This is a genomic window from Lacisediminihabitans sp. (assembly GCF_043726815.1).
In the GTDB taxonomy this organism is placed as follows: domain Bacteria; phylum Actinomycetota; class Actinomycetes; order Actinomycetales; family Microbacteriaceae; genus Lacisediminihabitans.
On record NZ_JAYSJZ010000070.1, the window covers coordinates 56,869 to 80,050 of the forward strand.

The window sequence follows — 23,182 nt, forward strand, 5'->3', positions numbered from 1 at the left end:
CGGGCACCGGCCTCCGCCGTCTGCTACCAGTTGTTTGAGAAGGAAAAGGGAAAGATTATGGCTGATCCGGCTCGCGCCGCCAAGATGGCGGACCGCATCAAGGTGATTGTGGCCAAGACGCTCGAGCGGGGCCTCAAGGACCCGCGGCTGGGCTTCGTCACGATCACCGACGTCAAGGTGACCGGCGACCTCCAGCACGCGTCCGTGTTCTACACGGTGTACGGCACGGACGAGGAGCGGGCGGATTCCGCGGCCGCGCTGAAGTCTGCGACCGGCATGCTCCGCAGCGAGGTCGGCAAGAACATCACGGCGCGCCTCACCCCGTCGCTCGAGTTCATCGCGGACGCCATCCCCGAGAACGCCAAGCACATCGAGGCGCTGCTGGCCGAGGCCCACAGTCGCGACGCCGAGCTCGGCAGCCTCAAGAGCACGGCGCAGTACGCCGGCGACGAGGACCCGTACGTGAAGCCGCGCGAGTACGCGGAAGACGACGAGGAGTAGTCCTCTACGGCGTGACGGCCGCCTCGCTGCGCTCCCAGAGCTCGCGGGCGAGTTCGCCGTCGTATGCCTGCTTGTTCGCCTTCTGAATGGCCCGCTTCTCGTAGTACTCGCCGGAGACCCAGTCGGTTCCGGGCGCCGTCGTGGCAAGCCAGACGAGGGTGTCCGCGCCCTTCTCCGGCGAGAGCATGAAGCGGGAGAAGAAGCCGGTGTAGCCGAGGCGCATGAAGCTGGTGGAGGCGGCGGCGAAGCTCGTGGCGACGACCCCGGGGTGGAAGGCGGCGGTCGAGATCCCGGCCTCGTGGTAGCGGCGATGGAGTTCCCGGGTGAAGAGGATGTTGGCGAGCTTGCCGTTGCCGTACGCCCGGTTTGCCGAGTACCGGTTGGCCAGGTCGAGGTCGTCGATGTCGATCCTGCCGTAGCGATTCGCCCCGCTTGACGTGTTGATGACGCTCGCCGAGCTGTCCACCAGGCGCTGCATCAGCAGGGTCGTGAGCAGGAACGGCGCGAGGTGGTTCACCTGGAACGTCTTCTCGTGGCCGTCGACGGTGAGTTCTCGATTGGCCATGATGCCGCCGGCGTTGTTGGCAAGCACGTCGATGCGGGGGTAGCGCGCGAGCAGCTCGGCCGCGAGCGACCGCACCTGGCCGAGGTCCGCGAAGTCGGCCGCGTAGCAGTCCACATCGAGCTCGGCCGCGATCGCCTGGGTCTTCTCGGGGGAGCGCCCGACCACGACCACGGTATCTCCGCGCGCCTTCAGGGCACGCGCGGCAGCCGCGCCGATCCCGTCGCTCGCCCCGGTGATCACTATGGTTCGTGCAGTCATTGTTGCCCTTCGTCGTCTCGCTCGATTAAAGCCCGGCGGCGCCGTTCTGCGCGGGTGCCGGGCGGGGATTCGCGGAATACGATGTCGTGCGTGTTGTACGTGAGCTTCTACGCCCCGAGTCCCGGTGGCTTCGATCGGGTGGGCGAGGTGTACCCGCGGCATCGGGCATACGTCGACGAGTTCGCCCTCGGCGGCGGGATCTGGATGATCGGCACCTTCGGCGACCCGGCGGCGGAGGGCGCGATGTGCGTCTTCCGGTCGCGAGAGGCCGGTGAGCGGTTCATGAGCGGCGACCCGTTCGTCACGGAGGGCGTCGTGCTGCCCTCCGCCGTGCGCGAGTGGGACCCGCTCGTGTACGACGCTACTTGAGCAGCCGGCTCAGCACGCGGTCGGCGAGCGGCCTGCCGCCGGTCTGGCAGGTGGGGCAGTACTGCAGCGTCGAATCGGCAAAGATCACCTGCCGCACGGTGTCTCCACAGATGGGGCAGGCCTCGCCGGTGCGGCCGTGCACGCGCATCCCTGACTTCTTCTCCCGCTTGAGCTCGGACGCGGCGAGGCCGTCCGCCCGTGCGATCGCGCCGCGCAGTTCTTCCTGCACGGCCGCGTACAGCCGGGACACCTCATCGGGCGCCATCGCCGCCGGCTTGAACGGTGACATCCTGGCCAGGTGCAGGATCTCGTCGGAGTACGCGTTGCCGATGCCGGCGATGATCGACTGGTTGCGCAGCACGCCCTTGATCTGAGCACGCCCGGCGGTGGCGAGGATGCCGGCGAAAACCTCCTCGGTGAAGGCGGGCGCGAGCGGGTCCGGGCCGAGCCGCGCGATGCCGGGCACGTCGAGCGGGTCGCGAACCAGCCAGAGGGCGAGGCTCTTCTTCGTGCCGGCCTCGGTGATGTCGATCCCGGACCCGTCGTCGAGCACGAGCCTCGCGGCGAGCGGTCCCTTGCCGAGGCCCTTCGAGGGCTGGGGCGGCCCCTCGCGCCAGCGGATCCAGCCGGCCCGGGCGAGGTGCAGCACGAGGTGCAGGTCGCCGATCGCGATGTCGAGGAACTTCCCGTGGCGCCGGAGCGGCCCGATCACCCGGCCGGCCAGGGCGGACACGGGCGGGTCGAAGGTCTTGAGGGCGGCGAAGGAGATCACGTCGAGCCGGTCCACGGTGCGGCCGGTGAGGCGCGCACCGAGGTCGGTGACGAGGGCGTGGACTTCGGGCAGCTCAGGCACGCCTCCAGTCTCCGCCCTGGCGGCGACATCCGGAATCCTCAGCCGGGAAGCTGGTATCCCTCTTGGTCCGAGCCGGAGACGAGGCCGTCGCCGAGCAGGCCGCGCAGCGCGCGTTCGCGCTGCGCGGCCTCCGGCCAGACCGAATCCAGCTCCGAGCGGGTCACCGGCACGTCAGACGCCCGCAGCTCGCGCAGGATGAGGCCGCGCACCTGCCGGTCGGAGCCCTCGAACTTCTTCTGCACCGGCTGGCGAGCGCCGAGGTATTCCGGGTAGCCGGCGGCCCGCCATGCGCACAGGTCGCGGATCGGGCACTCCTCGCAGCGGGGCGCCCGTGCGGTGCAGACGACCGCGCCGAGCTCCATGATCGCGGCGTTCGCCACCGTCGACTCCTCCACGTCGTGCGGCAGGATCGCCTCCATCGCCGCGAGGTCCCGCTTGGCCGAGGGCGGCGCAGGCTCGGCCTGGGCGCCGATGGCGCGGGCGATCACCCGTCGCACGTTGGTGTCGACCACGGGATGCCGGTGGCCGTAGGCGAAGACGGCGATCGCCCGCGCCGTGTAGTCCCCGACGCCGGGCAGGGCGAGGAGCTCGCCGACGTCCTGCGGAACGACGCCGCCGTGCCGCTCGGTGATGGCCACCGCCGTCGCGTGCAGGTTGAGGGCGCGGCGCGGGTAGCCGAGCCGTTCCCACGCGCGCACCGCCTCGCCGCTCGGCACCGCCGCGAGATCGGTCGGTGTCGGCCACCGGGAGAGCCAGGCCTCGAGCCTCGGAATCACGCGAACCACCGGCGTCTGCTGCAGCATGAACTCACTCACCAGGGTTCCCCACGCGGTGAAGCCCGGGCGACGCCACGGCAGGTCCCGGCCATTCGCTCGGAACCACGCGTTCACGGCCGGCACGATGCTCACCGTTCCACTCTAGATTCCGATTCCGATTCCGACGCCCGCGCCCGGCGTAGGCTTACGGCATGGCCAGATGGGCACCAGAGAAAAAGGACCAGCTCGAGGCGCTCGCCGGCGAGATCCTGCACAACTACGGCTCCGGTCGGGCGATCATCGCCATTGATGGGTCGTCCACCGCCGGCACGGCGGAGTTCGCGGCGGCACTCGCCGACGCGATGCGCGACACCGGACACAAGGTGTTCATCGCCTCCATCCGCGACTTTCGCAAGACGCACGCCAGGCGAGAGAGCCCGAGTGCCGAGACGGCCGAATCCTTCTACGCCGACGCCTTCGACTACTCGGTGTTCCAGCGCGTGCTGATCGACCCGTTCCGGGCCTCCGGCAGCACCGGTTTCGTGCTCGCCGCCTACGACGAGAAGAGGGACGCCGCGCTGCAGCCGAAGTGGATGACGGCGGGCAAGGACGCGATCCTCATGGTCGAGGGGGTGTTCCTCAACCGTCGCGAGCTGGCCGGCCTCTGGAACTATTCGGTCTGGCTCGAGGTGCCGCCGGCGGAGGACGAGGACGGGAGCGCCGAGCAGGGCGCCGACTCGCTCTACCGCGCCGAGGCGAATCCTCGGTCGGCCGCGGTCGCCATCATCGACAACCGCGATGTCGAGCACCCGCGCCGGGTGTTCGCCGACGCCTGCTGACCCCGGCTAACCGACTACAGCGGGCCGGTCGATTCTGGCGGCAACGTCGGCGGGGGCGATGAACTCACCGGTGCGTTCGACCTCGTGCACCATCTGCACCAGGAGGCGGTTGACCGGGGTCGCGACATCGACCTCGGAGCCGGTCTCCACGATCGCGCCGTTGAGGTAGTCGATCTCGGTCGGCTGGTGCCGGCGGATGCTCTGCAGCGTCGATCCCGGATTGGGCGTGCGACCCATCCTGGCCCGCATGAGCAGGGGGAGCGCCTGGCCCATCGAGGCCGGCAGGCGAACGAGCAGGCGCAGCATCCGGTCGGAGAGGCCCTGGAGTTTCTCGAACTCCACGCCCCGGGCGATCCCCACCCGTACCGCCTCGCGCATGCTCTCGGTCATGACCGCCCGCAGGGCGCGGTCGGCGATGACCTCCTGCGCGCTCAGCCCGGTGATGGCGGGCAGCGCGTTGACCTGGTTCACGATGAGCTTGGTCCACTGCGCGCCCTCGAAGTTGCCGGTGGACGTGACCGGCATGACCTCTCCGAGCACCCGGGACGCGTAGAGAGTGGGCAACAGGGCGCCGCCGAGGTAGGTGCTGCCCGCCGTGGTGACCTTCACCTGGCCGGGGGAGAGGAAGGAGGCGGCGAAGAGCGCCAGTCCGCCGACGATGTCGGATCGGGGGGCCGTGCGCGTGGCGACGACGATCGACCGGAGCCCGTTCTGCACGACGACGACGGGGATCCCGACGATCATCGCGGCGTTCGCACGCAGCGCGGACTCCGCGTCCTGTGCCTTTGCCGTGACGATGGCGAGGTCCGGGCTCCTGGTGAGCACGGGGGAGGCCTGCACGCGGGCGGTGTGCTCGCCCCACGCCCCGCTGAGCCGCAGGCCGTCTGCGACGATCGCCGCGAGGTGTTCGCCCCGGGCCGTCACGTCCACGGTGTGTCCCGCCCGGTCGAGCAGCGCGGCGATCGTGCCTCCCACGGCCCCCGCGCCGATGACCGCAACCCTCATGCTAGGAATCCTAGTTGCGGGTGCCCGTGGGCCGCGTGCCTACTTCGCGGGGGCGACCGACGGCAGCACGCGGCCGGACGGGAGGAGCAGCGCGACGAGCGCGGAGCCGAGCAGGGCGAAGGCGCCGACCGTCACGGCGGGGATCGCCGCGTCGACGTACCCGGTGGGGGTGAGCTGCCCGCCGGCGCCGGTGAAGACGGCAGTGAGCACCGCGATGCCGAGGGCCACGCCGATCTCGCGCAGCGTGGAGTTGGTGCCGCTCGCCTTCGCGCGGTCGGCGTCGACGATGTTCGCGAGCACCGCCGTCGACGACGGGGCGAAGACGAGCCCCATGCCCACGCCGGCGAAGAGGAACGGGCCGAGGAGGGCGACGTACTTCACGTCGGCGGTCATCACGCCGCCAAGCCAGAAGATGGCGATGGACTGAAGCAGCAGACCGGCCACGATGAGGGTGCGGGTGCCCACCCGGGGCGCGACCAGGCCGGCGAGCGGGGCGATCACCATGGGCGCGAGGGTCCACGGCATCGTCATGATCCCTGCCTGCAGCGGGGAGTGGCCCTGCACGATCTGCAGGAACTGGATGAGGATGAAGATCGACCCGAAGATGCCGAAACTGAACGCGATTCCCACGATGTTGGCGATGCTGAAGCTGCGGTCGCGGAACAGCCGGAGCGGCAGCAGCGGGCTGGGCGTGCGGGTCTCCCAGGCGAGGAAGGCGAGCACGAGCACGGCGCCGCCGGCTAGTGATCCGACCACCTCGAGGCTGCCCCAGCCCGCATCGTTGCCCCGGATGATGCCGTAGACGAGTCCGAGCACTCCCACTCCGACGAGGAGCAGACCCACGACATCCGCTCGCAGCCTGGCACCGAAACTGTTCGGCAGGGCGAGCAGAACCAGCGGCACGCAGACGATGCCGACCGGCACGTTGATCCCGAAGATGGCCTGCCAGTTCCAGCCCTCCACGATCGCCCCGCCGATGAGCGGCCCGAGGGCGACGCCGAGGCCGGAGATGCCGCCCCAGACGCCGATCGCCAGCGGCCGGAGCCTCGCGCTCACGGAGCCGACCAGGAGCGTGAGGGAGAGCGGCATCAGGGCGGCGGCGCCGACGCCCTGCACGGCGCGGGTGACGATGAGCATCCACGGCTCGGTGCTCAGCGCCGAGAGGGCGGAGCTCGCCGTGAAGATGGCGATGCCGATCACGAACACCGTGCGGCGGCCGTAGCGGTCGCCGAGGGCCACCGCCATGAGCATGAACGTGGCGAAGCTCAGCGTGTAGGCGTTGACGAACCACTGGAGCTCGGTGATGCCGGCGTTGAGGCTCGTGCGGATCACGGGGAGCGCGCTGGTCATGACGAGGTTGTCGAGGGTGGCCATGAACATGGGCAGGGAGGCGGCGAGGATCGCCAGCCAGACGGGAACCCGTCGGCGGGCGTTGGTGCCGGCCTGGACCGGGGCTTCGAGAGTGGTCATGATCCCTCACTTAGTTATCGGGCGATTACTTAATTCGACGATAAGGCATTGACTGATAACCTGTCAACCATGAGCGACGGAACCAGGATGCGCGCCGAAGACCGGCGAGAACTCATCCTCCAGGCGGCGACGACGGTGTTCGGCGACCACGGCTACGACGGCACGACCACGGCGCAGGTTGCCCGGGCGGCCGGCGTGAGCCAGCCCTATGTCGTGCGGGTGTTCGGCACCAAGGAGAAGCTGTTCCTGGCCGTGCTTCAGCGCGCGCTCGACCGACTGCTCGCGGCCTTCCGGGCCGCGCTCGCCGACACCGCCTCCGGCGTTCCCGTGCAGCGGCGCATCGGCCTCGCCTATGTCGGCCTCGCGGTCGACCGAGGGCTGCTCCTCTCGCTCATGCACGGTTTCGTGCTCGGTCGGGACCCGGAGATCGGGGCGGCGGCCCGCGAGGGTTTCATCCTCGTGTACCGTTTCCTACGCCACGAAGCCGGCTTCAGCCCGGACGAGTCCCAGCAGTTTCTCGCCGGTGGCATGCTCATCAACACCATGATCGGACTGCGGATGACCGACGACTTCGACCGCGATCCCGACGTGCACGAGCTGCTCACCCACGCCTTCCCGGAGAAGATCGACATCATGCTCGAGCTCGCCGAGACGGAGCGCACCGAGGCCGCCGAGCGCGCGGGGACCGGCGCGTGAGCGCGGCAGGGCGCAGCGGCATCCTGCTCGTCGACAAGCCCCAGGGCATCACGAGCCACGACGCCGTCTCGCGCACCCGCAAGCGCGCTGGAACCCGCAAGGTCGGGCACGCCGGCACGCTCGACCCGATGGCCACCGGGCTTCTCGTGCTGGGCATCAACAGCTCGACGCGGCTGCTCACCTACCTGGTCGGCCTCGACAAGGAGTATTTCGCGACCATCCGACTCGGGGAGGCGACCTCGACCGACGACGCGGAGGGCGAGGTCACCAGCACCGCGCCGCCCGGCGCCGTCGCTGCCATCGACGCGGGGGCGCTCGCCGCGGCGCTCGAACCGCTCACCGGCGAGATCAGCCAGGTGCCGAGCAGCGTGAGCGCCATCAAGGTCGACGGCAAGCGGGCGTACACCCTCGCCCGGGCGGGGGAGGCGGTCGAGCTCGCCGCCCGCACCGTGACCGTCTCCGCGCTCGAGGTGCTCGACTCCCGCTCGGTCGGCGACTTCCTCGACGTCGATGTGCGCGTCGAGTGCTCCTCGGGCACCTACATCCGCGCGATCGCCCGTGATCTCGGGGCCGCGCTCGGGGTGGGCGGTCATCTCACTGCGCTTCGCCGCACGAGGATCGGCCCGTTCTCGGTGGCGGATGCCGCAGACCTCGAGACGATGGATGTCGCCACCGCGCTGCTCGGCCCCGCCGACGTGGCGTCGCGGCTCTTCGACACCTATCCGCTCACCGAGTCGCAGGCGATCGATCTCGGCCACGGCAAGCGGCTCGTCGACGACGAGTGGTCGGGCGGGGCGGGGCCGCTCGCGGCGATCGCCCCGGACGGCCGCCTCGTCGGCCTCATCGGGTTCGACGGGCACACCGCGAAGCCGCTTGTCAACTTCCCCACCGACGAGGTGACCGCGTGATCGAGTGGTTCACCTGGCTGCAGGTGGGCGTCGCGGTGCTCGCCGGGCTGATCTGCCTCGCCCTCGGCTTCGCCGGCCGCGCCCCCAACGACTGGTCGATGGGCGCGGCGCTCCTGGTGGAGCTGCTCCTGGTGGTCCAGCTCGTTGTCGCGATCGTCGCGCCGGCCGTCGGCAACCCGCCGACGGGGAGCCTGCTCGAGTTCTACGTCTACCTCGTCTCGGCGATAATCCTCGTGCCGCTCGCCGGATTCTGGGCCCTGGTGGAGCGAAATCGCTGGAGCACGGTCATTCTCGGCGTCGCCTGTCTGGCCGTCGCGGTCATGGTCTACCGGATGTATCAAATCTGGACCGTTCAGGTGGCCTAATCTTGACGTGATGGCTGCCAACTCTTCCTCCCGCGCGGTCGGCGTCGGACGCGTGCTCGTTCTCGTCTACGGGATCCTCGCTCTTGCGGCGACCGGTCGATCCGTGTTCCAGATCATCGACCGCTTCTCCGAGGCGCCACTGGCCTTCTCGCTCTCCGCGCTCTCCGCGCTGGTCTACATCGTCGCGACCGTCGCCCTCATCGCGCCCGGACCTGTCTGGTATCGGGTGGCGTGGATCACGATCGGCTTCGAGCTGCTCGGTGTGCTCGTGATCGGCACCGTGAGCGTCGTGAGTCCGGCCGCCCTCGGGCTCACCAGCGTCAACCCGTTCGGCCGGGACTCCACGGTCTGGTCGGCCTTCGGGCTCGGCTACCTGCTGATCCCGCTGGTGCTGCCGGTGCTCGGGTTGCTCTACCTGCGCTCCCGCCGCCCCGCCTCGCCCGACGTCGTCAGCTCGGATGTGCCGGCATGAGGTTCTACTCCTCGCTCGCCGAGGTGCCTGCGGACTTCGGCCCCTCGGCGGTCACCATCGGAAAGTTCGATGGTGTGCACGCCGGTCACCGCAGCGTGATCGCGCGCCTGCGGCAGGAGGCCGCTCCGGCCGGCCTGGTCTCGACGGTGCTCACCTTCGACCGCCATCCGCTCGCCCTTCTGCGCCCGGACAAGTGCCCGGAGAGCCTCACCAGCAACGACCAGAAGCGCGCGATTCTGCAAACGACGGGCGTCGATGCGGTCGTGATGATCGAGTTCACCGAGTCATTCAGTCTCAAGACGCCCGAGGACTTCGTGCTGGACGTGCTCGTGAACTCCCTGCACGCGAGGGTCGTCTTCGTGGGCCCCGACTTCAGGTTCGGCCACCGCGGGCTCGGCACCGTCGAGTTGCTCGAACGGCTCGGCCGAAGCCACGGGTTCGAGGTGCGCATGATCGAGGCCGTGCGCCCGTACGGCGATCAGGTGATCTCCTCCACCTGGATCCGCGGCCTGCTGGCCGAGGGCCGGGTCGGCGAGGCCGCCGCCCTGCTCGAGCGCCGACCCACCGTGCGCGGAATCGTGGTGCCGGGGGAGCGCCGTGGCCGTGAGCTCGGCTACCCGACCGCGAACCTGTCCCGGTCGGTGGAGGGTTTCGTGCCGGCCGACGGGGTCTATGCCGCCTACGCGACGGTGGACGGCCGCATCATGCCCGCCGCCGTGTCCATCGGCAACAACCCGACGTTCGTCGGGGTGCCGGACAAGCAGATCGAGGCCCATCTTCTCGACGAAGACCTCGACCTCTACGGCAAGACGGTGGAGATCGCTTTCGTCGAGTACATCCGCGGCATGGAGAAGTTCGCGAGCGTCGACGACCTGGTCGAGCAGATGACGGCTGACGAGGCACGGGTGCGGGAACTCCTCGAGATGCCGGTGCGTTCCACCCCGATCGGCCCGCGCGCGTAGGCATCAGCCGGGATGCGACCGCTCCCGACCGAGGGCCGTCTCCAGGCCGTCGAGGATGAGCCGGATGCCGAAGCCGAATTCGTTGCCGTAGGCGTACCCGGGCTGCAGCACGAGCGTCTCGGCCATCTCCGCCAGGTTCGGGTAGGACTGCATAATCTCCCGCTGGGCCATGATGCCCTCCGTGACCGCCCCGATGTCGCCCGCCTCGTCGAGGGGAAGGGAGGCCTCCTGCAGGGCGAACCCGTGCACGTAGCTGTCCAGTAGCGACATCGCGTGGGCGGCCATCGCGATCGAGAAGCCCGATCCGCGCAGGGCCGCGATCGCGGCGTCGTGGTACCGCAGCGTCGCCCGGGTGGTGCGGGAGTCCATCAGGCTGATCGCCCACGGGTGCCGTCCGAGCGCGGCGCGGGCCGAGTCCGCGCGTTCGAGCATCGCAGTCTTCCATTCGGCAGCGGTTCCATCGGCACCGGAGGGCAGCGCCATCTCGCCGACCACCACTTCGACCATGCCGTCGAGCACGTCGTCCTTGCTCTTCACGTGGTAGTACAGCGACATCGCTTCGATGCCGAGCTCGGCCGCCAGCTTGCGCATGCTGACCGAGTCGATGCCGCCGGTGTCTGCGAGGGCCACGGCGGCACGCACGGCCCGGTCCCTGGTCACGGGCTCCCGGGAGGCGGCGTTCGTTCCGGACCCTGCCACGATGTCTCCGATCTCGTGATGCCGCACGCCGCGGCCCACTCCCTTGTCTACACCTTACAACGTATGGTATCGTCTTGTTCACGACCTTACACCGTATGGTCGACCGTAGGCCGCCGGCCGCGGGCGTATGTCATCCGAGGAGTCGAAATGAACCCCAGCGTCCGGTCCGCGTCAGAACCCGGCTGGACGTCCGCCAGAAACGCAACCGACAAGAAGGGGTCCACGACCATGAATGAACCAATGCCAGCCACCACCGCCTCCCACACTCGCACGATGAAGGCGATCGTGCAGCGGGAATACGGCACGTTCGACGCGCTCCGGCTGGAGGCCGTCGAGGTGCCGAGGATCGCGCCGGACGAGGTGCTCATTCGGGTGCGCGCCGCGAGCGTCAACCACGCGGACTGGGTGATGACCTCCGGGCGGCCCTTGATCGGGCGCCTCGCCTTCGGACTGTTCCGGCCGAGGCAGGCGGTGCGGGGCCGGGATGTGGCGGGCACGGTGGAGGCCGTCGGGGCATCGGTCACGCGATTCGTGCCCGGTGACGAGGTGTTCGCCGAGGTCGACTCTGGCAGCTTCGCCGAGTATGCGCTGGCCTCGGAGCGCCTGGTCTCGACGAAGCCGGTCAACCTCGACTTCGTGAGTGCTGCGACGGTGCCGCTCGCTGGTCGAACGGCCCTGCAGGGGCTCCGCGACGCCGGAAGGGTGCTGCCGGGCCAGAGGGTGCTGGTCAACGGGGCGTCGGGCGGGGTAGGCACGTTCGCGGTGCAGATCGCCAAGGCGCTGGGGGCCGAGGTGACCGCCGTGTGCAGCGCCCGCAATTCCGCCCTGGTGCGCTCGCTCGGTGCAGACCACGTCGTCGACTACGCCCGGGAGGACTTCACCTTGCGCACCGCGGGCTACGACGTGATCTTCGACCTCATCGGCAACCATTCACTCACGGCGCTGCGGCGCTCGCTCACCCCGGGCGGCACCCTCGTGCTCTCGAGCGGCACCGGCGGCCGAGTGTTCGGGCCCATGGGCCGCATCCTCCGCGCCCTCCTGCTCTCGCCGTTCGTCGGCCAGAACCTGCGCATCTTCGCGCCGACGCGGGGCGCCGAGAGCCTGGCTGCGCTGCGCGAGCTGATCGAGTCCGGTGCGGTCACGCCGGCCGTCGACCGGGTCTATCCGCTCGCCGACGCCGCGGGGGCCGTGCGCTACTTCGTGGAGGAGCACGCGAGGGGAAAGATCGTCATCACGGTGTGAGGTTGGCGGCCTACCATGAGGGATGCTTCGTCGCGCAGCAGTGCTGGCCTGTCTGCTGCTCGCGGCGCTCACGGGGTGCACGGCGGCCGCCCCGACACCCTCCGGGACGGCCCCGGCACCGGCGCCCACCTCGTCACCGTCCGCCGCCGTCGTCACCAAGGTGCTCGTGATCGTCGTCGAGAACCACTCCCTGGTGCAGATGACGGCCCAGATGCCGTACACCTTCGGGCTGGCGACCAGATTCGGCTACGCCACCCGCTACACCGCGATCCGGCATCCGTCCCTGCCCAACTACGTCGCGCTCGTCGGCGGCCAGACCTACGGGATCACCGATGACGGCGGCCCGTCGGCGAACGAGATCCGCTCGGGGGCGTCGGTGTTCGGCCAGGCGATCTCCGCCGGAAAGACCGCGGCGCTCTACGCCGAGGGGATGCCGGGCAACTGCTCCCTCGCTAACGGCGGCGACCGCTACGCGGTCAAGCACAATCCGTGGGCCTATTTCGCCGCCGAGCGGAGCCTCTGCGCACGCTACGACCTGCCGATCGGCGGCCTCGACGCGACGATCGCCGCCGGCACGCTGCCCACCGTGGGGATGGTCGTGCCCAACCTCTGCAACGATGCCCACGATTGTCCGCTCGGCACGGCCGACACCTGGATCAGGGGCTGGATGGAGAAGCTCTTCGCCGGCCCGGACTGGGCGTCGGGTCACCTCGCGGTGCTGATCACCGCTGACGAGGACGACGATTCGCCGGGCAACGCGGTGCTGACCGTGGTCGTGCACCCGAGCCAGACGGCGCACGTGGTGACCACGCCCCTCAGTCACTACTCGGTGACCCGGCTTCTGGAGGACGTGGCCGGGGTGCCCCACCTCTTCGGTGCGGCCTCTGCACCCTCCCTGTCGGCAGCATTCACGCTCCCGATCGGCGCCTCGCCCCAGGGGTGATGTGCCCCGGCCCGCTCGCTGTCAAGTCCTTAGTCCCCTAGTGCGAGGCGGTGCCGGGAGGCACACTGTGGGGAGGGACGGGCGGCCCATCGGTGGTCGCCGCCTTCCTGAGGATGCTGGGAGCACGGGACCGGATGCGCGAATCGACTGGCGAGGCGATCGCGCTGCCCGGCCGCGACGACGCGACGCTCGCGGCGGACGGTCTCGACGCCGACCAGGTCGCAGAGCGGGTCGCCGGCGGGCTCACCAACTACCAGCCGACGCCCACCAGCCGGAGCTTCTGGCACATCCTGCGCACCAACCTGTTCACCCTGCTCAACACGATCGTGATCGGCAGTGCCGTGCTGCTGCTTCTGCTCGGGCAATGGCAGGACGCGCTCTTCGGGCTCGCCGCCCTCGGTAACGCCCTCATCGGCGTCGTGCAGGAATACCGCGCGAAGCGGGCACTCGACAGGCTCGCGCTGTTCAACGCGCCCCACGCCCGGGTGCTCAGGGCGGGAGAGGTGCGGGAGATCGCCATGGCGGATGTCGTGCTGGACGAGGTGATCGTGCTGCACACCGGCGACCTGGTGCCGGCGGATGCCGTGGTGCTGCACTCGGAGGGGCTGGAGATCGACGAGTCGCTGCTCACCGGGGAGTCCGCCCCGGCGGAGAAGACGGTGGGGGACGAGGTGTCGTCCGGGTCCACGGTCGTCGCCGGAAAGGGCAACGCGCGGGTGGTGCGGGTGGGGGCCGACTCCTTCGCGAGCCGGCTCACCGTCGATGTCAAGCGGTTCTCCCTCGTCAACTCCGAGTTGCGCAACTCGGTGAACCGGGTGCTCCGCTGGATCAGCGTCGCCCTCTTCCCGCTCATCGTCATCGTGATCAACGGGCAGATGCAGGCGGCGGGCGGCTGGGCGGAGGCGATCGCCTCCGGCGCGTGGCGGCACGCGTCGGTCGGCGCCATCGCGAGCGTCGTGGCCATGATCCCGCTCGGACTCGTGCTCATGACGAGCATCGCCTTCGCGGCGGGGGCCGTGCGGCTGGGGCGGCAGAGCGTTCTCGTCCACGAGCTGGCGGCCGTAGAGGGGCTCGCCAGGGTGGATGTCGTCTGCTTCGACAAGACCGGCACGCTCACCGAGGGGGAGATCGTCTTCGACTCGGCGCACGAGCTCGAGACTCCGGCCGGCTCGGACTGGCGGCAGGTGCTCGCCTGGTTCGCGGCGGACGACAATGCGAACGCCACCACCCGGTCCCTCCGCGCCGTCTTCCCGCTCGCCGGGGAGCTTCGCGCGTCTGCCACCGTGCCGTTCTCGTCGTCGAGGCGCTGGAGTGCCGTCTCCTTCGACGGTGGGGCGGCGCAGGGCCTCTGGGTGCTCGGTTCCCCCGACGAGGTGGTGGGCGCGCAGCTGGCCGAGAACCGGCCGGCGATGCAGCTGGCGGCCAGCCTGGCCCTCACCGGCCACCGCACCCTCGTGCTCGCGCACTCCGCGCAGCCGATGACGGCGGAGCAGGCGGCTCACGACCTGCTTCCCGATACCCTTCGGCCAGCGGTGATCGTGAGCCTCGGCGAGAAGCTGCGACCCACCGCCGCGCGCACGCTGGCCTACCTCGTCGAGCAGGGGGTCGTCCTGAGGGTGCTCTCGGGCGACGACCCGCACACGGTGGCCGCGGTGGCCAGGCGGGCCGGCCTCAACTGGGAGGGGGACGGCTACGACGCCCGCAACCTCCCGCACGACCCGCAGTTGCTCGCGGCGATCATGGAGCGGTATTCGGTGTTCGGCCGGGTGACGCCGAGCCAGAAGAAGCGCATGGTGATCGCCCTGCAGAGCAGCGGGCACGTGGTGGCGATGACCGGGGACGGCGTGAACGACGCCCCGGCGGTGAAGCAGGCCGACATCGGGATCGCGATGGGCTCAGGGTCGGCGGCCACCAGGGCGGTGTCGCGGATCGTGCTGCTCGACAGCGACTTCGCCCACCTGCCCGGAATCATCAGGGAGGGACGGCAGGTGATCGCCAACATTGAGCGGGTCTCGATGCTGTTCCTCACCAAGACCGCCTACGCCGTTCTGCTCTCCGTGGTGTTCGGGGCACTCCTCTGGGAGTTCCCCTTCCTGCCCCGCCAGCTGTCGGCCTCCGACGGGCTCACCATCGGCATCCCGGCCTTCTTCCTCGCGCTGATGCCGAACTCGCGCCGGTACACGCCCGGGTTCCTCCGGAGGTCGTTGACGTTCGCGATCCCGTCTGGCGTCACCGTGGCCCTGGCGGTCATAGCGGTGAACGTCTACGCCCGGGCGACCGGCCGTTTCTCGGCGGGAGCGGTGCACACCGGCTCGATGATCGCGCTGTCCTTGGTGGCACTGTGGGTTCTGCTCATCCTCGCCCGGCCGCTCGACCTCAGGCGGGCGGCACTCGTGCTGGCGATGTACGTGGGAGTGGCCGGGGTGCTCATCGTGCCGTTCATCCGCGACTTCTTCGGCTTCGCGGTGCCGCCCGCGCCCCTGTTCTTGATGTCGTTGGCCGCCGGCGCGGTCGGAAGCGTCGTGGTGGAGCTCGTGCACCGCTACCTGGAGCGACGCCGACCGGACGACCCTGGTGGCGCCTTCTGGAGCCATTGACCCGTCCCCCAAACGCCGCCGCCATGGCACACTGTGGTGAACGGTCGTCGTCGAGAGGGAAGTGCAGAGTGCCATCGTTTCGGATCCGCGATTTCCACGCCGACGACGTCGAAGGCATCCTGCACCTGTGGGAGGAGATGCGGGCGTCCCCAGCCGAACCGGTCTACGGGCTGTCGGAGGTGCTCGCCTCCTGCCAGGAGGACCACGCGGTGGTCGCGGTGCACGACGAAGTCGTGATCGGGGCCGCCGTGGGTCGAGCGGCCCATGCGCAGGGCTGGATCGTCTTTCTCTCCACCACCGAGGCCTGGCAGCAGCAGGGGGTGGGCCGGGCGCTCCTGGCTGCGCTGGAGCGGCAGATGGCCCCGCACGGCCTGTCCAAGCTCTCCGCCCTGCTGCCGGACACCGCCATGCGCGTTGACGCCTTCGTCGACCAGGGTTTCGAGGTCAAGAAGAACCTTCGCTACTTCGAGCGGCAGATCCCCGTTCAGCGCAAGGAGCTCGACGCCCTCGCCGAGCTCGGCGGCCGGGTGCTGCCCCGTGGACTGTGGGAGGGGATCGGCGGCATGCAGCGGGAGAAGGAGCTGCTGGAGAGACGGCTGGTCATGCCGCTCGCCAAACCGGATCTGGCGGACAGCTTCGGCGTGGTGCCGCCGCGCGCCGTGATGCTCTTCGGGCCGCCCGGAACCGGCAAGACCACCTTTGCCCGGGCCATCGCGTCGCGGCTCGAGTGGTCGTTCATCGAGGTGTTCCCCTCCCGTCTCGCCGTGGACCCCAAGGGGCTCGCCGGGGCCCTTCGGGAGACCTTCCTCAAGATCGCGGACCTCGAGCACGCGGTGGTGTTCATCGATGAGGTGGAGGAGATCGCGGCTCAGCGCAGCGGCGAGCCGCCCTCGCCGCTGCAGGGTGTCACCAACGAGCTCCTCAAGATCATCCCCGCCTTCCGCGACCAGCCGGACAGGCTGCTCGTCTGCGCCACCAACTTCATCCGCGCCCTCGATTCGGCCTTCCTCCGGCACGGGAGGTTCGACTACGTGATCCCGATCGGGCTGCCGGACGAGGCGGCCCGCCGCTCGATCTGGGAACGCTACATTCCGGAGGCTGCAGCGGGCGCCATCGACCTCGAGTCGCTCGTTCGGCGAACCGACGGCTTCTCGCCGGCCGACATCGAATTCGCGGCCCGCAAGGCGTCCCAGGGCGCCCTGGAGAAGGCGTTCTACCGCAGCGGCGCCGACGACGGCGCGACGGGCCCGGTCACCGCGGACTACCTCGAGGCGGTCGCCGCCACCCGCGCGACGGTGTCGCAGGATGTCGCCGACGAGTTTCTGCAGGACATCGAACTGTTGGCGAGGCTCTGATGGCCATCGACGACACCGGCGCGATCCGCCTCTCGACTCCGCCACCCGACCACGAGGCGCGCTATCGTCGCCGGGCGAGGATCGGCGATGCGCTCGTCGTGGCGCTCTGGCTGTCCTCGGCCGTGGCGGTCGCGCTGTTTCTCGTCTCCGGCGGCACCGCACGCTTCGGTTCGGTGGCCGACGCCGTGACGAGCGTCGGCATCATGACGGGCCTGGTCGGGACGAACCTCGTGCTCGCGATGTTCATCCTCGCCGCGCGCGTGCCGTTCATCGACCGGGCCGTCGGCCACGATCGGGCCATCGCCGTGCACCGCGCCCTCGGCAAGCCCGCGTTCTATCTGCTGCTTGCCCATGGGCTGATCCTGCTCGTCGGCTACGGACTGGCCTCCGGAATCAACCCGATCGCCGAGATCGGGCCGCTGCTCGCCATCCCGGACATGCCGCTCGCGATCGTGGGGATGGCCCTCCTGGTCGTGGTGGTGGTGACCTCGCTCGGGTCGGTGCGGCGGCGGTTCAGCTACGAGACGTGGCACCTCACCCATCTGCTGAGCTACGCCGCGGTGATCGCCTCCGTTCCGCATCAGCTCAGCATCGGTAGCGTCTTCTCGCCGTTCAGCCTCGAGCGGGCATACTGGCTCGCGCTCTACGTGCTGGCCTTCGGCGCCATCCTCACCCACCGCCTGGTGGAGCCGCTCGCCTCGAGCCTCCGCCACCGGCTGCGGGTCGGCCGGATCGAGACCGAGGCGCCGGGGGTCGTGTCCATCTACCTCACCGGCCGTCGGCTCCGTTCGCTCGAGTCGGCGGGCGGCCAGTTCTTCGTCTGGCGCTTCTGGACCCTCGGAACCTGGTGGCACTCCCACCCGGTCTCCCTGTCCGCGCTTCCGACAGACACGGAGATGCGCATCACCGTGCGGGACCTCGGCGGGGGGAGCCGCAGCATCAGCGCGGTGCGTCCGGGCACCCGCGTGTGGTTCGAGGGACCGTATGGCGTGTTCACGGATGCCGGTCGCACGGCGCCGAGACTCGCGATAGTGGTGGCGGGCATCGGCATCACCCCGGTGCGCGCGCTTCTCGAGGACTCGAAGCTTCGACCGGGGGAGGCCACGATCCTGCTGCGCGCGTCGACGCTGGACGACACGTTCCTCTGGGGCGAGATCCTCCAGCTCGCGGAGAGGAAGGGCGTCGAGGTGACGACGATGATCGGGCCGCGGGCCAGAAGGGGGCCGGGCTGGATGACCCAGGCCGACGCCGACCGCGGGCTCACCATCCTCGGCCTGTTCCCCGACCTGCTCGAGAGCGACCTCTACCTGTGCGGGCCGACGCCGTGGCTCGACCTCGTCGAGGCCGACGCGCGGGCGGCCGGCATTCCCGACCATCAGATCCACGCCGAGAGGTTCGACTGGTGAGGGCGCGCGCGACGGCGGTGGGCGCCGTCGGCTCGCTCGCGGTGCTGGCCGTCGCCTGGCAGGTCGGCACGTTGCTCGACGCCGGCCAACCACCCGGCGGCGCGGCCTCCCCGGCATCCACGACCGCCGCCACGCCCGGCGCTACGGCATCGCCGGCGAAGGACGGCTCGTTCATCGGCGCGGTCGAGAACACCCGCTACGGCACGGTGCAGGTCAAGGTGGTGGTGGCCGGCGGCAAGATCACGAATGTCGTCTCCCTGCACCTCACCGACCAGGGCGGCAAGTCCGTGCAGCTGAGCAACTACGCCGCGCCGATCCTGCGCTCCGCGGTGATCAGGTCGCAATCCGCCCGGGTGTCGAATGTGAGTGGAGCCACCTACACGAGCAAGGCGTACCTGCTCTCGGTGCAGTCGGCCCTGGACAAGGCCGGGCTCTAGGCGCTGGGCATCCCGTACCGTGGCGCGGCGCTCGGGCCGTCCCGGCGCGGCGAAAACTTCGGGCAGACCGTGTGACATAAGTCCCTGTCGTTGCGGGACGACGCGCGTAGCGTCGGAGTGAGGGCCGTAGCGGGTGCGTGCCCCGGGTGAAGGAGAGAACGATGGCCGTTTACGTGGATACTTTTCGCAACGTCGACGGGGTTCTTGCCCTCCAGTTCGACGGGCACGGCCATCCGTGGAGCGTGCCGACCACCGCCCTGCGGGAGGACGATCGGGTGATCGTCTGCGCCGAGATCGCCGGCGTCGAACGCGAATCGACCGAGGTCGACATCTATGTCGCGGGGGAGTGCCTCACCATCCGGGTGAACGGCTCTCGCGCCGACGCGGCCACCGCTCGCCGCCTCACCTCGGAATGGGCCTCGGTTCCCGTGACTCCCGAGCTCGGCTCGGCGGAGGCCCTCGACCTGGAGGCGTTGACCACGAGCTACGAAGACGGCTCCCTGCGCATCGAGATCCCCGTCGTCAGCAGGCCGGCGAAGCGCCGCGTCTCGGTGCCCAGCGTGGCCCCGGTCGCCACCGTGGAGGTGAGCCCGCTGTCGTTCAACGCGGTCTCGCCGTTCCCCCGCCGCTGACGCCCCGCCGCTGACGCCCCGACGCTGAGGCCCCGCCGCTCCGTTCCGCCCCTTCCGAAATCCATGCATTTCTCGGCGACGCACGGCGTGTCTGTGTGACATCGAGCGTGTCGCGCCCGGATTGCATGGATTTCGGAAGGGGAATCTGGGGACGCGAGGCGGCCGCATGCTCAGGCCCGTGGTCTGAGGGCGAGCGTCACTTCGCCGGTGTGAAGAGCGCCACGAGCAGGGCGAGGAACACCAGAACGAAGATCGCCGGGGCGACGAACCGCACGACGGCGATCCACGGCCTCGAGGCGACGATCCGCAGGCTCAGCGCGGAGGGCGCTTCCACGTCGCCCATGTCCTCGATGATCGCCAGGCCCTCCCCGGCCACGGAGATCTGCACTAGGGCGCCGAGAATGCCGGAGGCGAGCAGGATGCCGACGGCCGCGAGCCGCACCATGAGCGGTGCGGACTGGAGCCCGGTGCCGAGCAGTGCGACGGTGACGATGAGCAGGAACGTCGGGGCGATCTGGGACACGATCAGGTGCCAGCGCGCCTTGATCCACAGCGAGATAAGCAGTTCCTCGGTCATGGTGGTGACTCCTGTCTTCGGGCGGTTGTCGGGGCTTGCCCAGGCCCCATTCTGGTGTGTCCACGGCCGCGAGCCGCCGAGGCCGCGCTGGGCGAGCCGTTATGCCTTGGGGCCGCCGGCGGCGTAGACGACCTGCCCCGAGACGAATCCGGCCTCCTCCGAGCAGAAGAACGAGGCGAGAGCGGCGATGTCCTCGGGCTGGCCGACCCGCCGCACGGGGATCTCCTTGGCCGCCTCGCCGAGGAAGTGCTCGAAGCTCACTCCGAGCCGCTCCGCGGTGCCGCGCAGCATGTCGGTGGCGATGAACCCCGGCGCGATCGCGTTGGCCGTGACGCCGAACGGGCCGAGCTCGATCGCGACCGACTTGGTGAAGCCCTGGATGCCGGCCTTCGCCGCCGCGTAGTTCGCCTGGCCGCGGTTGCCGAGCGCCGAGGTGCTGGAGAGGCTCACGATGCGGCCCCACTTCGCCTCGACCTGATGCTTCTGCACTGCGCGGGTCATCAGGAACGCGCCCCGCAGGTGCACGGCCATCACCGAATCCCAGTCGTCTTCGGTCATCTTGAACAGGAGGTTGTCGCGCAGGATGCCCGCGTTGTTGATGAGCACCGTCGGGGCTCCCAGCTCGCTGCGCGTGCGCTCGACGGCCCTCTCGACCCCGGCCAGGTCTGAGACGTCGGCGCCGATGCCGATGGCCTTGCCGCCGGCGGCGACGATGGCCGCCACGGTCTCGGCGGTGTCCGACTCCCGGAGGTCGATCACCGCGATGTCGAGCCCGTCGGCCGACAGCCGCCTCGCGATCGCCGCCCCGATGCCCCGTGCTGCTCCGGTGACGATGGCGACGCGGTTCCCGGTCATGGCGTGCTTCCTCTCGATGGTCGTTCCCCCATGATCGCCGAAGCTGCGCGGGAGCGCGAACGTCGGGGCGAGAGGGGCGGGCCGACCGGGGACGTCAGGACGGGCGGATCTCGCCCGAGCCGCGCACGATGAGAGCGGTCGGAACGACTGTCGTGCTCGGCGCGCTACGGTCACCATCCAGCCTGGCGAACATCCGCTCGACCGCCAGCTCGCCGATGCGTCGCGGGTCCTGCGCGACCACGGTGATGGCCGGCTCGAGCAGGTCGCTCAGTTCGACGTCGTCGAAGCCGACGAGCGCGATGCGGTGTTGCAGGCCGAGGCGCCGAAGCGCCCGGATCGCGCCCACGGTGACGAGGTTCTGGCTGCTGAAGATCGCTGTCGGGGGGTGTTCGCCCGCCACGAGCCTGGTGACCGCCTCGAAGGCGGCCTCCTCGCTGTGCAGGTCTTCCATCTGGGCGATGTCGCCGGTGGGGATGCCCGCCAGGCCGATCTCCTCCTGGAAGCCCCGGCGGCGCTCGCGGGCGGTCTGCAGGGCGTGGGAGTCTCCGATGTAGGCGATGTTGCGGTGACCGTGTTCGATCAGATGCCGGGTGGCCGTGGCCGCGCCGATCGCGTTGTCGCTGACCACGGCATCCGCGTCGATTCCCACGGGGGCGCGGTCGACGAACACGAGAGGTGTTCCGTGGCTCTGTTCCGGCAGCAAGTAGCCCTGGCTGCTCGTGGCCGTCGTGAGGATCAGGCCGTCGACGCGCCGCCGGAGGAAGGCGGTGACGGCGAGGCGCTCCCGCTCCGGATTGTCGTCCATGCTGGACGCGAAGACCGCGATGCCGCGCTCGATGGCCGCGTCCTCCACCGCACGGTGCATGGCGCCGGAGAACGGGTTCGCGACGCTGCCGACGAGGAGCCCCAGGGTGCGGCTTCGGCGGTCCAGTCGCTTGAGGTTGCCGGCGTGCACATCCAGCTCGTAGTTGAGCTGTGCCGCCGCCTGATTGACGCGCGCCGCGGTGGCCGCCGAGACGTTCGCCTCGCCGTTCATGACCCGGGACACGGTCTTGATGCCGACCCCGGCGAGGGCGGCGACATTCCTCATCGTGGGGCGGCGGGGCGGCGGGGCTTGTTCGGTTGGCGAACTTGACATCGTTGTCACGGATCGGTCTCCATTTCGGGGCTGAGCTTGACTATATAGGCAAAGATGCCCTAGACATAGTTCTGACACCGTTGTCAGGCACCCGCAGTGCCTCCTACCCAAGAGGGAAGTTTCAATGTCGATTCACACCGCACGCACCGTCAGGGCCAAGCGTCTCCTTGCCCTCGGTTCCATCGCCGCCATCGCGGCACTCGGCCTGGCCGGCTGTTCCTCCGCCAGCTCTGGCGGATCCGGCTCGTCGGACAAGGTGGGCATCGCGCTCATCGTCAAGACCACGACCAACCCGTTCTTCGTCGCCATGGAGGACGCGGCAAAGGCCGCCGCCTCGAAGGACAATGTTCAGCTGACCCTCGCCGCCGGCAAGAAGGATGGCGACGCGGCGACCCAGATCCAGGCCATCGAAGACTCGATCTCCCGCGGTGACAAGGGCATCCTGATCACCCCGACCGACTCCACCGTGAACAGCGCCATCACCAAGGCCCGCAAGGCCGGACTCGTCGTGATCGCGCTCGACACCCCGCCCGACCCCGCGAACACCGTCGACGTGACCTTCGCCACCGACAACTTCGCCGCCGGCCTCGCCATCGGCAAGTGGACCGCCGCTCAGCTCGACGGCAAGAAGGCCGTGATCGGCCTGGTCGACCTCTTCAGCAACCAGGTGGCCTCTGTCGACTACAACCGTGACCAGGGCTTCCTCACCGGCATGGGAATCGACGTCAAGGACAAGACCAAGAACGGCGACGAGGACAAGAGCGGCAAGTACACCGGTGGCAAGGGCGGCGACTATGTGATCGCCGGCAACCAGGCCTCCAACGGCAACGAGGCCGACGGTCGAACGGCGATGGAGACCCTGCTCTCGAAGAACCCAAACATCAATGTGGTCTACGCCATCAACGAGCCGGCCGCGTACGGCGCGTACCAGGCGCTCAAGGCCGCCGGCAAGGAGAAGGGCACGCTCATCGTGGCGATCGACGGCGGCTGCACCGGAGTGAAGGAAGTCACCGATGGCATCATCGGTGCGACCAGCCAGCAGTACCCGTCGAAGATGGCCTCGCTCGGCATGGAGGCCATCGTCAAGCTCGCCAAGTCCGGCACGAAGCCGTCGGTCTCGCCGGGTCTCGACTTCTTCAACACCGGATCCCAGCTGGTGACGGACAAGCCGGTCGACGGCCTCACGAGCATCACGAGCGCCGACGCAGCGAAGATCTGCTGGGGCAAGTAGCACCCGAGAAATCGCCGGGCTGGGCATGCGTTGCCCGCGTGTCCAGCCCGAC

At 69.7% G+C, this 23,182-nt stretch carries 25 protein-coding genes; 16 read left to right on the forward strand and 9 right to left on the reverse strand.

What is annotated here, in order from left to right; all coding sequences use genetic code 11:
* The first annotated feature begins 57 nt into the window (after positions 1 to 57).
* Positions 58 to 501 carry a 30S ribosome-binding factor RbfA gene (gene rbfA / locus ACHZD8_RS10200; RefSeq protein WP_394770275.1) on the forward strand — a complete coding sequence of 148 codons (444 nt, stop codon included), beginning with the start codon at positions 58 to 60 and terminating at the stop codon, positions 499 to 501.
* 4 nt (positions 502 to 505) lie between these two features.
* Here the strand turns inward: rbfA and ACHZD8_RS10205 are convergent, their stop codons facing one another.
* Positions 506 to 1,324 carry an SDR family NAD(P)-dependent oxidoreductase gene (locus tag ACHZD8_RS10205; RefSeq protein WP_394770276.1) on the reverse strand — a complete coding sequence of 273 codons (819 nt, stop codon included), beginning with the start codon at positions 1,322 to 1,324 and terminating at the stop codon, positions 506 to 508.
* Between the two features lie 90 nt (positions 1,325 to 1,414).
* On the opposite strand from ACHZD8_RS10205, the gene ACHZD8_RS10210 reads away from it, so the two are divergent.
* Positions 1,415 to 1,693, forward strand: coding sequence for a YciI family protein (locus tag ACHZD8_RS10210; RefSeq protein ID WP_394770278.1), 279 nt, complete (start codon positions 1,415 to 1,417; stop codon positions 1,691 to 1,693).
* On the opposite strand, the gene ACHZD8_RS10215 is transcribed toward ACHZD8_RS10210, so the two are convergent.
* Positions 1,686 to 2,546 carry an Fpg/Nei family DNA glycosylase gene (locus ACHZD8_RS10215; RefSeq protein ID WP_394770280.1) on the reverse strand — a complete coding sequence of 287 codons (861 nt, stop codon included), beginning with the start codon at positions 2,544 to 2,546 and terminating at the stop codon, positions 1,686 to 1,688. The two genes, ACHZD8_RS10210 and ACHZD8_RS10215, sit on opposite strands and share 8 nt — an antisense overlap.
* A gap of 38 nt (positions 2,547 to 2,584) precedes the next feature.
* Complete coding sequence (locus ACHZD8_RS10220; RefSeq protein WP_394770282.1) at positions 2,585 to 3,454, reverse strand: A/G-specific adenine glycosylase; 870 nt, start codon at positions 3,452 to 3,454, stop codon at positions 2,585 to 2,587.
* Between the two features lie 59 nt (positions 3,455 to 3,513).
* Here ACHZD8_RS10220 and ACHZD8_RS10225 point away from each other — a divergent pair, with 59 nt between their 5' ends.
* Positions 3,514 to 4,140: a uridine kinase gene (locus tag ACHZD8_RS10225; RefSeq protein ID WP_394770284.1), complete on the forward strand. Its 627-nt coding sequence runs from the start codon at positions 3,514 to 3,516 to the stop codon at positions 4,138 to 4,140.
* Between the two features lie 6 nt (positions 4,141 to 4,146).
* On the opposite strand, the gene ACHZD8_RS10230 is transcribed toward ACHZD8_RS10225, so the two are convergent.
* Together ACHZD8_RS10230 and ACHZD8_RS10235 are read right to left on the reverse strand one after the other, a co-directional pair.
* Complete coding sequence (locus ACHZD8_RS10230) at positions 4,147 to 5,145, reverse strand: ketopantoate reductase family protein (RefSeq protein ID WP_394770286.1); 999 nt, start codon at positions 5,143 to 5,145, stop codon at positions 4,147 to 4,149.
* Positions 5,146 to 5,184: 39 nt separating this feature from the next.
* On the reverse strand, positions 5,185 to 6,615 hold the full coding sequence (locus ACHZD8_RS10235) for an MFS transporter (RefSeq protein WP_394770288.1): 1,431 nt from the start codon (positions 6,613 to 6,615) through the stop codon (positions 5,185 to 5,187).
* Between the two features lie 69 nt (positions 6,616 to 6,684).
* On the opposite strand from ACHZD8_RS10235, the gene ACHZD8_RS10240 reads away from it, so the two are divergent.
* From ACHZD8_RS10240 to ACHZD8_RS10260, 5 genes are read left to right on the forward strand one after another with little or no spacing between them, the layout of a single operon-like run.
* The gene (locus ACHZD8_RS10240; protein WP_394770290.1) at positions 6,685 to 7,311 is read left to right on the forward strand and encodes a TetR/AcrR family transcriptional regulator; all 627 of its coding nucleotides are present in this window, start codon (positions 6,685 to 6,687) and stop codon (positions 7,309 to 7,311) included.
* Positions 7,308 to 8,219 (forward strand): tRNA pseudouridine(55) synthase TruB, encoded by a 912-nt coding sequence (gene truB, locus ACHZD8_RS10245; protein ID WP_394770292.1) that lies wholly within the window; start codon positions 7,308 to 7,310, stop codon positions 8,217 to 8,219. Before ACHZD8_RS10240 ends, truB begins: the two co-directional genes overlap by 4 nt.
* Positions 8,216 to 8,584 carry a hypothetical protein gene (locus ACHZD8_RS10250; RefSeq protein WP_394770293.1) on the forward strand — a complete coding sequence of 123 codons (369 nt, stop codon included), beginning with the start codon at positions 8,216 to 8,218 and terminating at the stop codon, positions 8,582 to 8,584. The genes truB and ACHZD8_RS10250 overlap by 4 nt, the downstream gene beginning before the upstream one ends.
* Positions 8,585 to 8,594: 10 nt before the next feature.
* Positions 8,595 to 9,056 (forward strand): hypothetical protein, encoded by a 462-nt coding sequence (locus tag ACHZD8_RS10255; protein ID WP_394770295.1) that lies wholly within the window; start codon positions 8,595 to 8,597, stop codon positions 9,054 to 9,056.
* On the forward strand, positions 9,053 to 10,018 hold the full coding sequence (locus ACHZD8_RS10260) for a bifunctional riboflavin kinase/FAD synthetase (RefSeq protein WP_394770297.1): 966 nt from the start codon (positions 9,053 to 9,055) through the stop codon (positions 10,016 to 10,018). Before ACHZD8_RS10255 ends, ACHZD8_RS10260 begins: the two co-directional genes overlap by 4 nt.
* A 3-nt stretch (positions 10,019 to 10,021) precedes the next feature.
* On the opposite strand, the gene ACHZD8_RS10265 is transcribed toward ACHZD8_RS10260, so the two are convergent.
* Entirely contained in the window at positions 10,022 to 10,717 is a 696-nt protein-coding gene (locus ACHZD8_RS10265; protein ID WP_394770298.1) for a TetR/AcrR family transcriptional regulator C-terminal domain-containing protein, read from the reverse strand.
* Positions 10,718 to 10,957: 240 nt separating this feature from the next.
* On the opposite strand from ACHZD8_RS10265, the gene ACHZD8_RS10270 reads away from it, so the two are divergent.
* From ACHZD8_RS10270 to ACHZD8_RS10300, 7 genes are all read left to right on the forward strand, one after another.
* Positions 10,958 to 11,959, forward strand: coding sequence for an NAD(P)-dependent alcohol dehydrogenase (locus ACHZD8_RS10270; protein ID WP_394770299.1), 1,002 nt, complete (start codon positions 10,958 to 10,960; stop codon positions 11,957 to 11,959).
* A gap of 22 nt (positions 11,960 to 11,981) precedes the next feature.
* Positions 11,982 to 12,902 (forward strand): alkaline phosphatase family protein, encoded by a 921-nt coding sequence (locus ACHZD8_RS10275; RefSeq protein WP_394770300.1) that lies wholly within the window; start codon positions 11,982 to 11,984, stop codon positions 12,900 to 12,902.
* A 134-nt stretch (positions 12,903 to 13,036) separates the two neighbouring features.
* Positions 13,037 to 15,499: an HAD-IC family P-type ATPase gene (locus tag ACHZD8_RS10280; protein WP_394770302.1), complete on the forward strand. Its 2,463-nt coding sequence runs from the start codon at positions 13,037 to 13,039 to the stop codon at positions 15,497 to 15,499.
* A gap of 23 nt (positions 15,500 to 15,522) precedes the next feature.
* Complete coding sequence (locus ACHZD8_RS10285) at positions 15,523 to 16,854, forward strand: ATP-binding protein (protein WP_394770304.1); 1,332 nt, start codon at positions 15,523 to 15,525, stop codon at positions 16,852 to 16,854.
* Complete coding sequence (locus tag ACHZD8_RS10290) at positions 16,854 to 18,260, forward strand: ferric reductase-like transmembrane domain-containing protein (RefSeq protein ID WP_394770306.1); 1,407 nt, start codon at positions 16,854 to 16,856, stop codon at positions 18,258 to 18,260. The genes ACHZD8_RS10285 and ACHZD8_RS10290 overlap by 1 nt, the downstream gene beginning before the upstream one ends.
* Positions 18,257 to 18,697: an FMN-binding protein gene (locus tag ACHZD8_RS10295; RefSeq protein ID WP_394770307.1), complete on the forward strand. Its 441-nt coding sequence runs from the start codon at positions 18,257 to 18,259 to the stop codon at positions 18,695 to 18,697. Before ACHZD8_RS10290 ends, ACHZD8_RS10295 begins: the two co-directional genes overlap by 4 nt.
* Positions 18,698 to 18,858: 161 nt before the next feature.
* Positions 18,859 to 19,329, forward strand: coding sequence for an Hsp20/alpha crystallin family protein (locus ACHZD8_RS10300; RefSeq protein ID WP_394770308.1), 471 nt, complete (start codon positions 18,859 to 18,861; stop codon positions 19,327 to 19,329).
* A 196-nt stretch (positions 19,330 to 19,525) separates the two neighbouring features.
* Here ACHZD8_RS10300 and ACHZD8_RS10305 read toward each other — a convergent pair whose 3' ends face one another.
* The 3 genes from ACHZD8_RS10305 to ACHZD8_RS10315 form a co-directional block, all read right to left on the reverse strand.
* On the reverse strand, positions 19,526 to 19,906 hold the full coding sequence (locus tag ACHZD8_RS10305; protein ID WP_394770310.1) for a hypothetical protein: 381 nt from the start codon (positions 19,904 to 19,906) through the stop codon (positions 19,526 to 19,528).
* A 99-nt stretch (positions 19,907 to 20,005) separates the two neighbouring features.
* Complete coding sequence (locus tag ACHZD8_RS10310; RefSeq protein ID WP_394770312.1) at positions 20,006 to 20,761, reverse strand: SDR family oxidoreductase; 756 nt, start codon at positions 20,759 to 20,761, stop codon at positions 20,006 to 20,008.
* Positions 20,762 to 20,855: 94 nt separating this feature from the next.
* On the reverse strand, positions 20,856 to 21,851 hold the full coding sequence (locus ACHZD8_RS10315; RefSeq protein WP_394770313.1) for a LacI family DNA-binding transcriptional regulator: 996 nt from the start codon (positions 21,849 to 21,851) through the stop codon (positions 20,856 to 20,858).
* Between the two features lie 172 nt (positions 21,852 to 22,023).
* Here ACHZD8_RS10315 and ACHZD8_RS10320 point away from each other — a divergent pair, with 172 nt between their 5' ends.
* Positions 22,024 to 23,130, forward strand: coding sequence for a substrate-binding domain-containing protein (locus ACHZD8_RS10320; protein WP_394770315.1), 1,107 nt, complete (start codon positions 22,024 to 22,026; stop codon positions 23,128 to 23,130).
* Positions 23,131 to 23,182 lie beyond the last annotated feature (52 nt).

Excerpts from the sequence above, each read along its gene's own strand:
- ACHZD8_RS10300 (WP_394770308.1), top strand. The coding sequence starts at position 18,859 with ATGGCCGTTTACGTGGATACTTTTCGCAACGTCGACGGGGTTCTTGCC.
- ACHZD8_RS10225 (WP_394770284.1), top strand. The coding sequence starts at position 3,514 with ATGGCCAGATGGGCACCAGAGAAAAAGGACCAGCTCGAGGCGCTCGCC.
- ACHZD8_RS10285 (WP_394770304.1), top strand. The coding sequence starts at position 15,523 with ATGGCACACTGTGGTGAACGGTCGTCGTCGAGAGGGAAGTGCAGAGTG.
- ACHZD8_RS10305 (WP_394770310.1), bottom strand. The coding sequence starts at position 19,906 with ATGACCGAGGAACTGCTTATCTCGCTGTGGATCAAGGCGCGCTGGCAC.
- ACHZD8_RS10280 (WP_394770302.1), top strand. The coding sequence starts at position 13,037 with ATGCGCGAATCGACTGGCGAGGCGATCGCGCTGCCCGGCCGCGACGAC.
- ACHZD8_RS10270 (WP_394770299.1), top strand. The coding sequence starts at position 10,958 with ATGCCAGCCACCACCGCCTCCCACACTCGCACGATGAAGGCGATCGTG.
- ACHZD8_RS10310 (WP_394770312.1), bottom strand. The coding sequence starts at position 20,761 with ATGACCGGGAACCGCGTCGCCATCGTCACCGGAGCAGCACGGGGCATC.
- ACHZD8_RS10205 (WP_394770276.1), bottom strand. The coding sequence starts at position 1,324 with ATGACTGCACGAACCATAGTGATCACCGGGGCGAGCGACGGGATCGGC.
- ACHZD8_RS10290 (WP_394770306.1), top strand. The coding sequence starts at position 16,854 with ATGGCCATCGACGACACCGGCGCGATCCGCCTCTCGACTCCGCCACCC.
- ACHZD8_RS10275 (WP_394770300.1), top strand. The coding sequence starts at position 11,982 with ATGCTTCGTCGCGCAGCAGTGCTGGCCTGTCTGCTGCTCGCGGCGCTC.
- ACHZD8_RS10240 (WP_394770290.1), top strand. The coding sequence starts at position 6,685 with ATGAGCGACGGAACCAGGATGCGCGCCGAAGACCGGCGAGAACTCATC.
- ACHZD8_RS10260 (WP_394770297.1), top strand. The coding sequence starts at position 9,053 with ATGAGGTTCTACTCCTCGCTCGCCGAGGTGCCTGCGGACTTCGGCCCC.
- rbfA (WP_394770275.1), top strand. The coding sequence starts at position 58 with ATGGCTGATCCGGCTCGCGCCGCCAAGATGGCGGACCGCATCAAGGTG.
- ACHZD8_RS10255 (WP_394770295.1), top strand. The coding sequence starts at position 8,595 with ATGGCTGCCAACTCTTCCTCCCGCGCGGTCGGCGTCGGACGCGTGCTC.
- ACHZD8_RS10320 (WP_394770315.1), top strand. The coding sequence starts at position 22,024 with ATGTCGATTCACACCGCACGCACCGTCAGGGCCAAGCGTCTCCTTGCC.
- ACHZD8_RS10230 (WP_394770286.1), bottom strand. The coding sequence starts at position 5,145 with ATGAGGGTTGCGGTCATCGGCGCGGGGGCCGTGGGAGGCACGATCGCC.
- ACHZD8_RS10315 (WP_394770313.1), bottom strand. The coding sequence starts at position 21,851 with ATGAGGAATGTCGCCGCCCTCGCCGGGGTCGGCATCAAGACCGTGTCC.
- ACHZD8_RS10235 (WP_394770288.1), bottom strand. The coding sequence starts at position 6,615 with ATGACCACTCTCGAAGCCCCGGTCCAGGCCGGCACCAACGCCCGCCGA.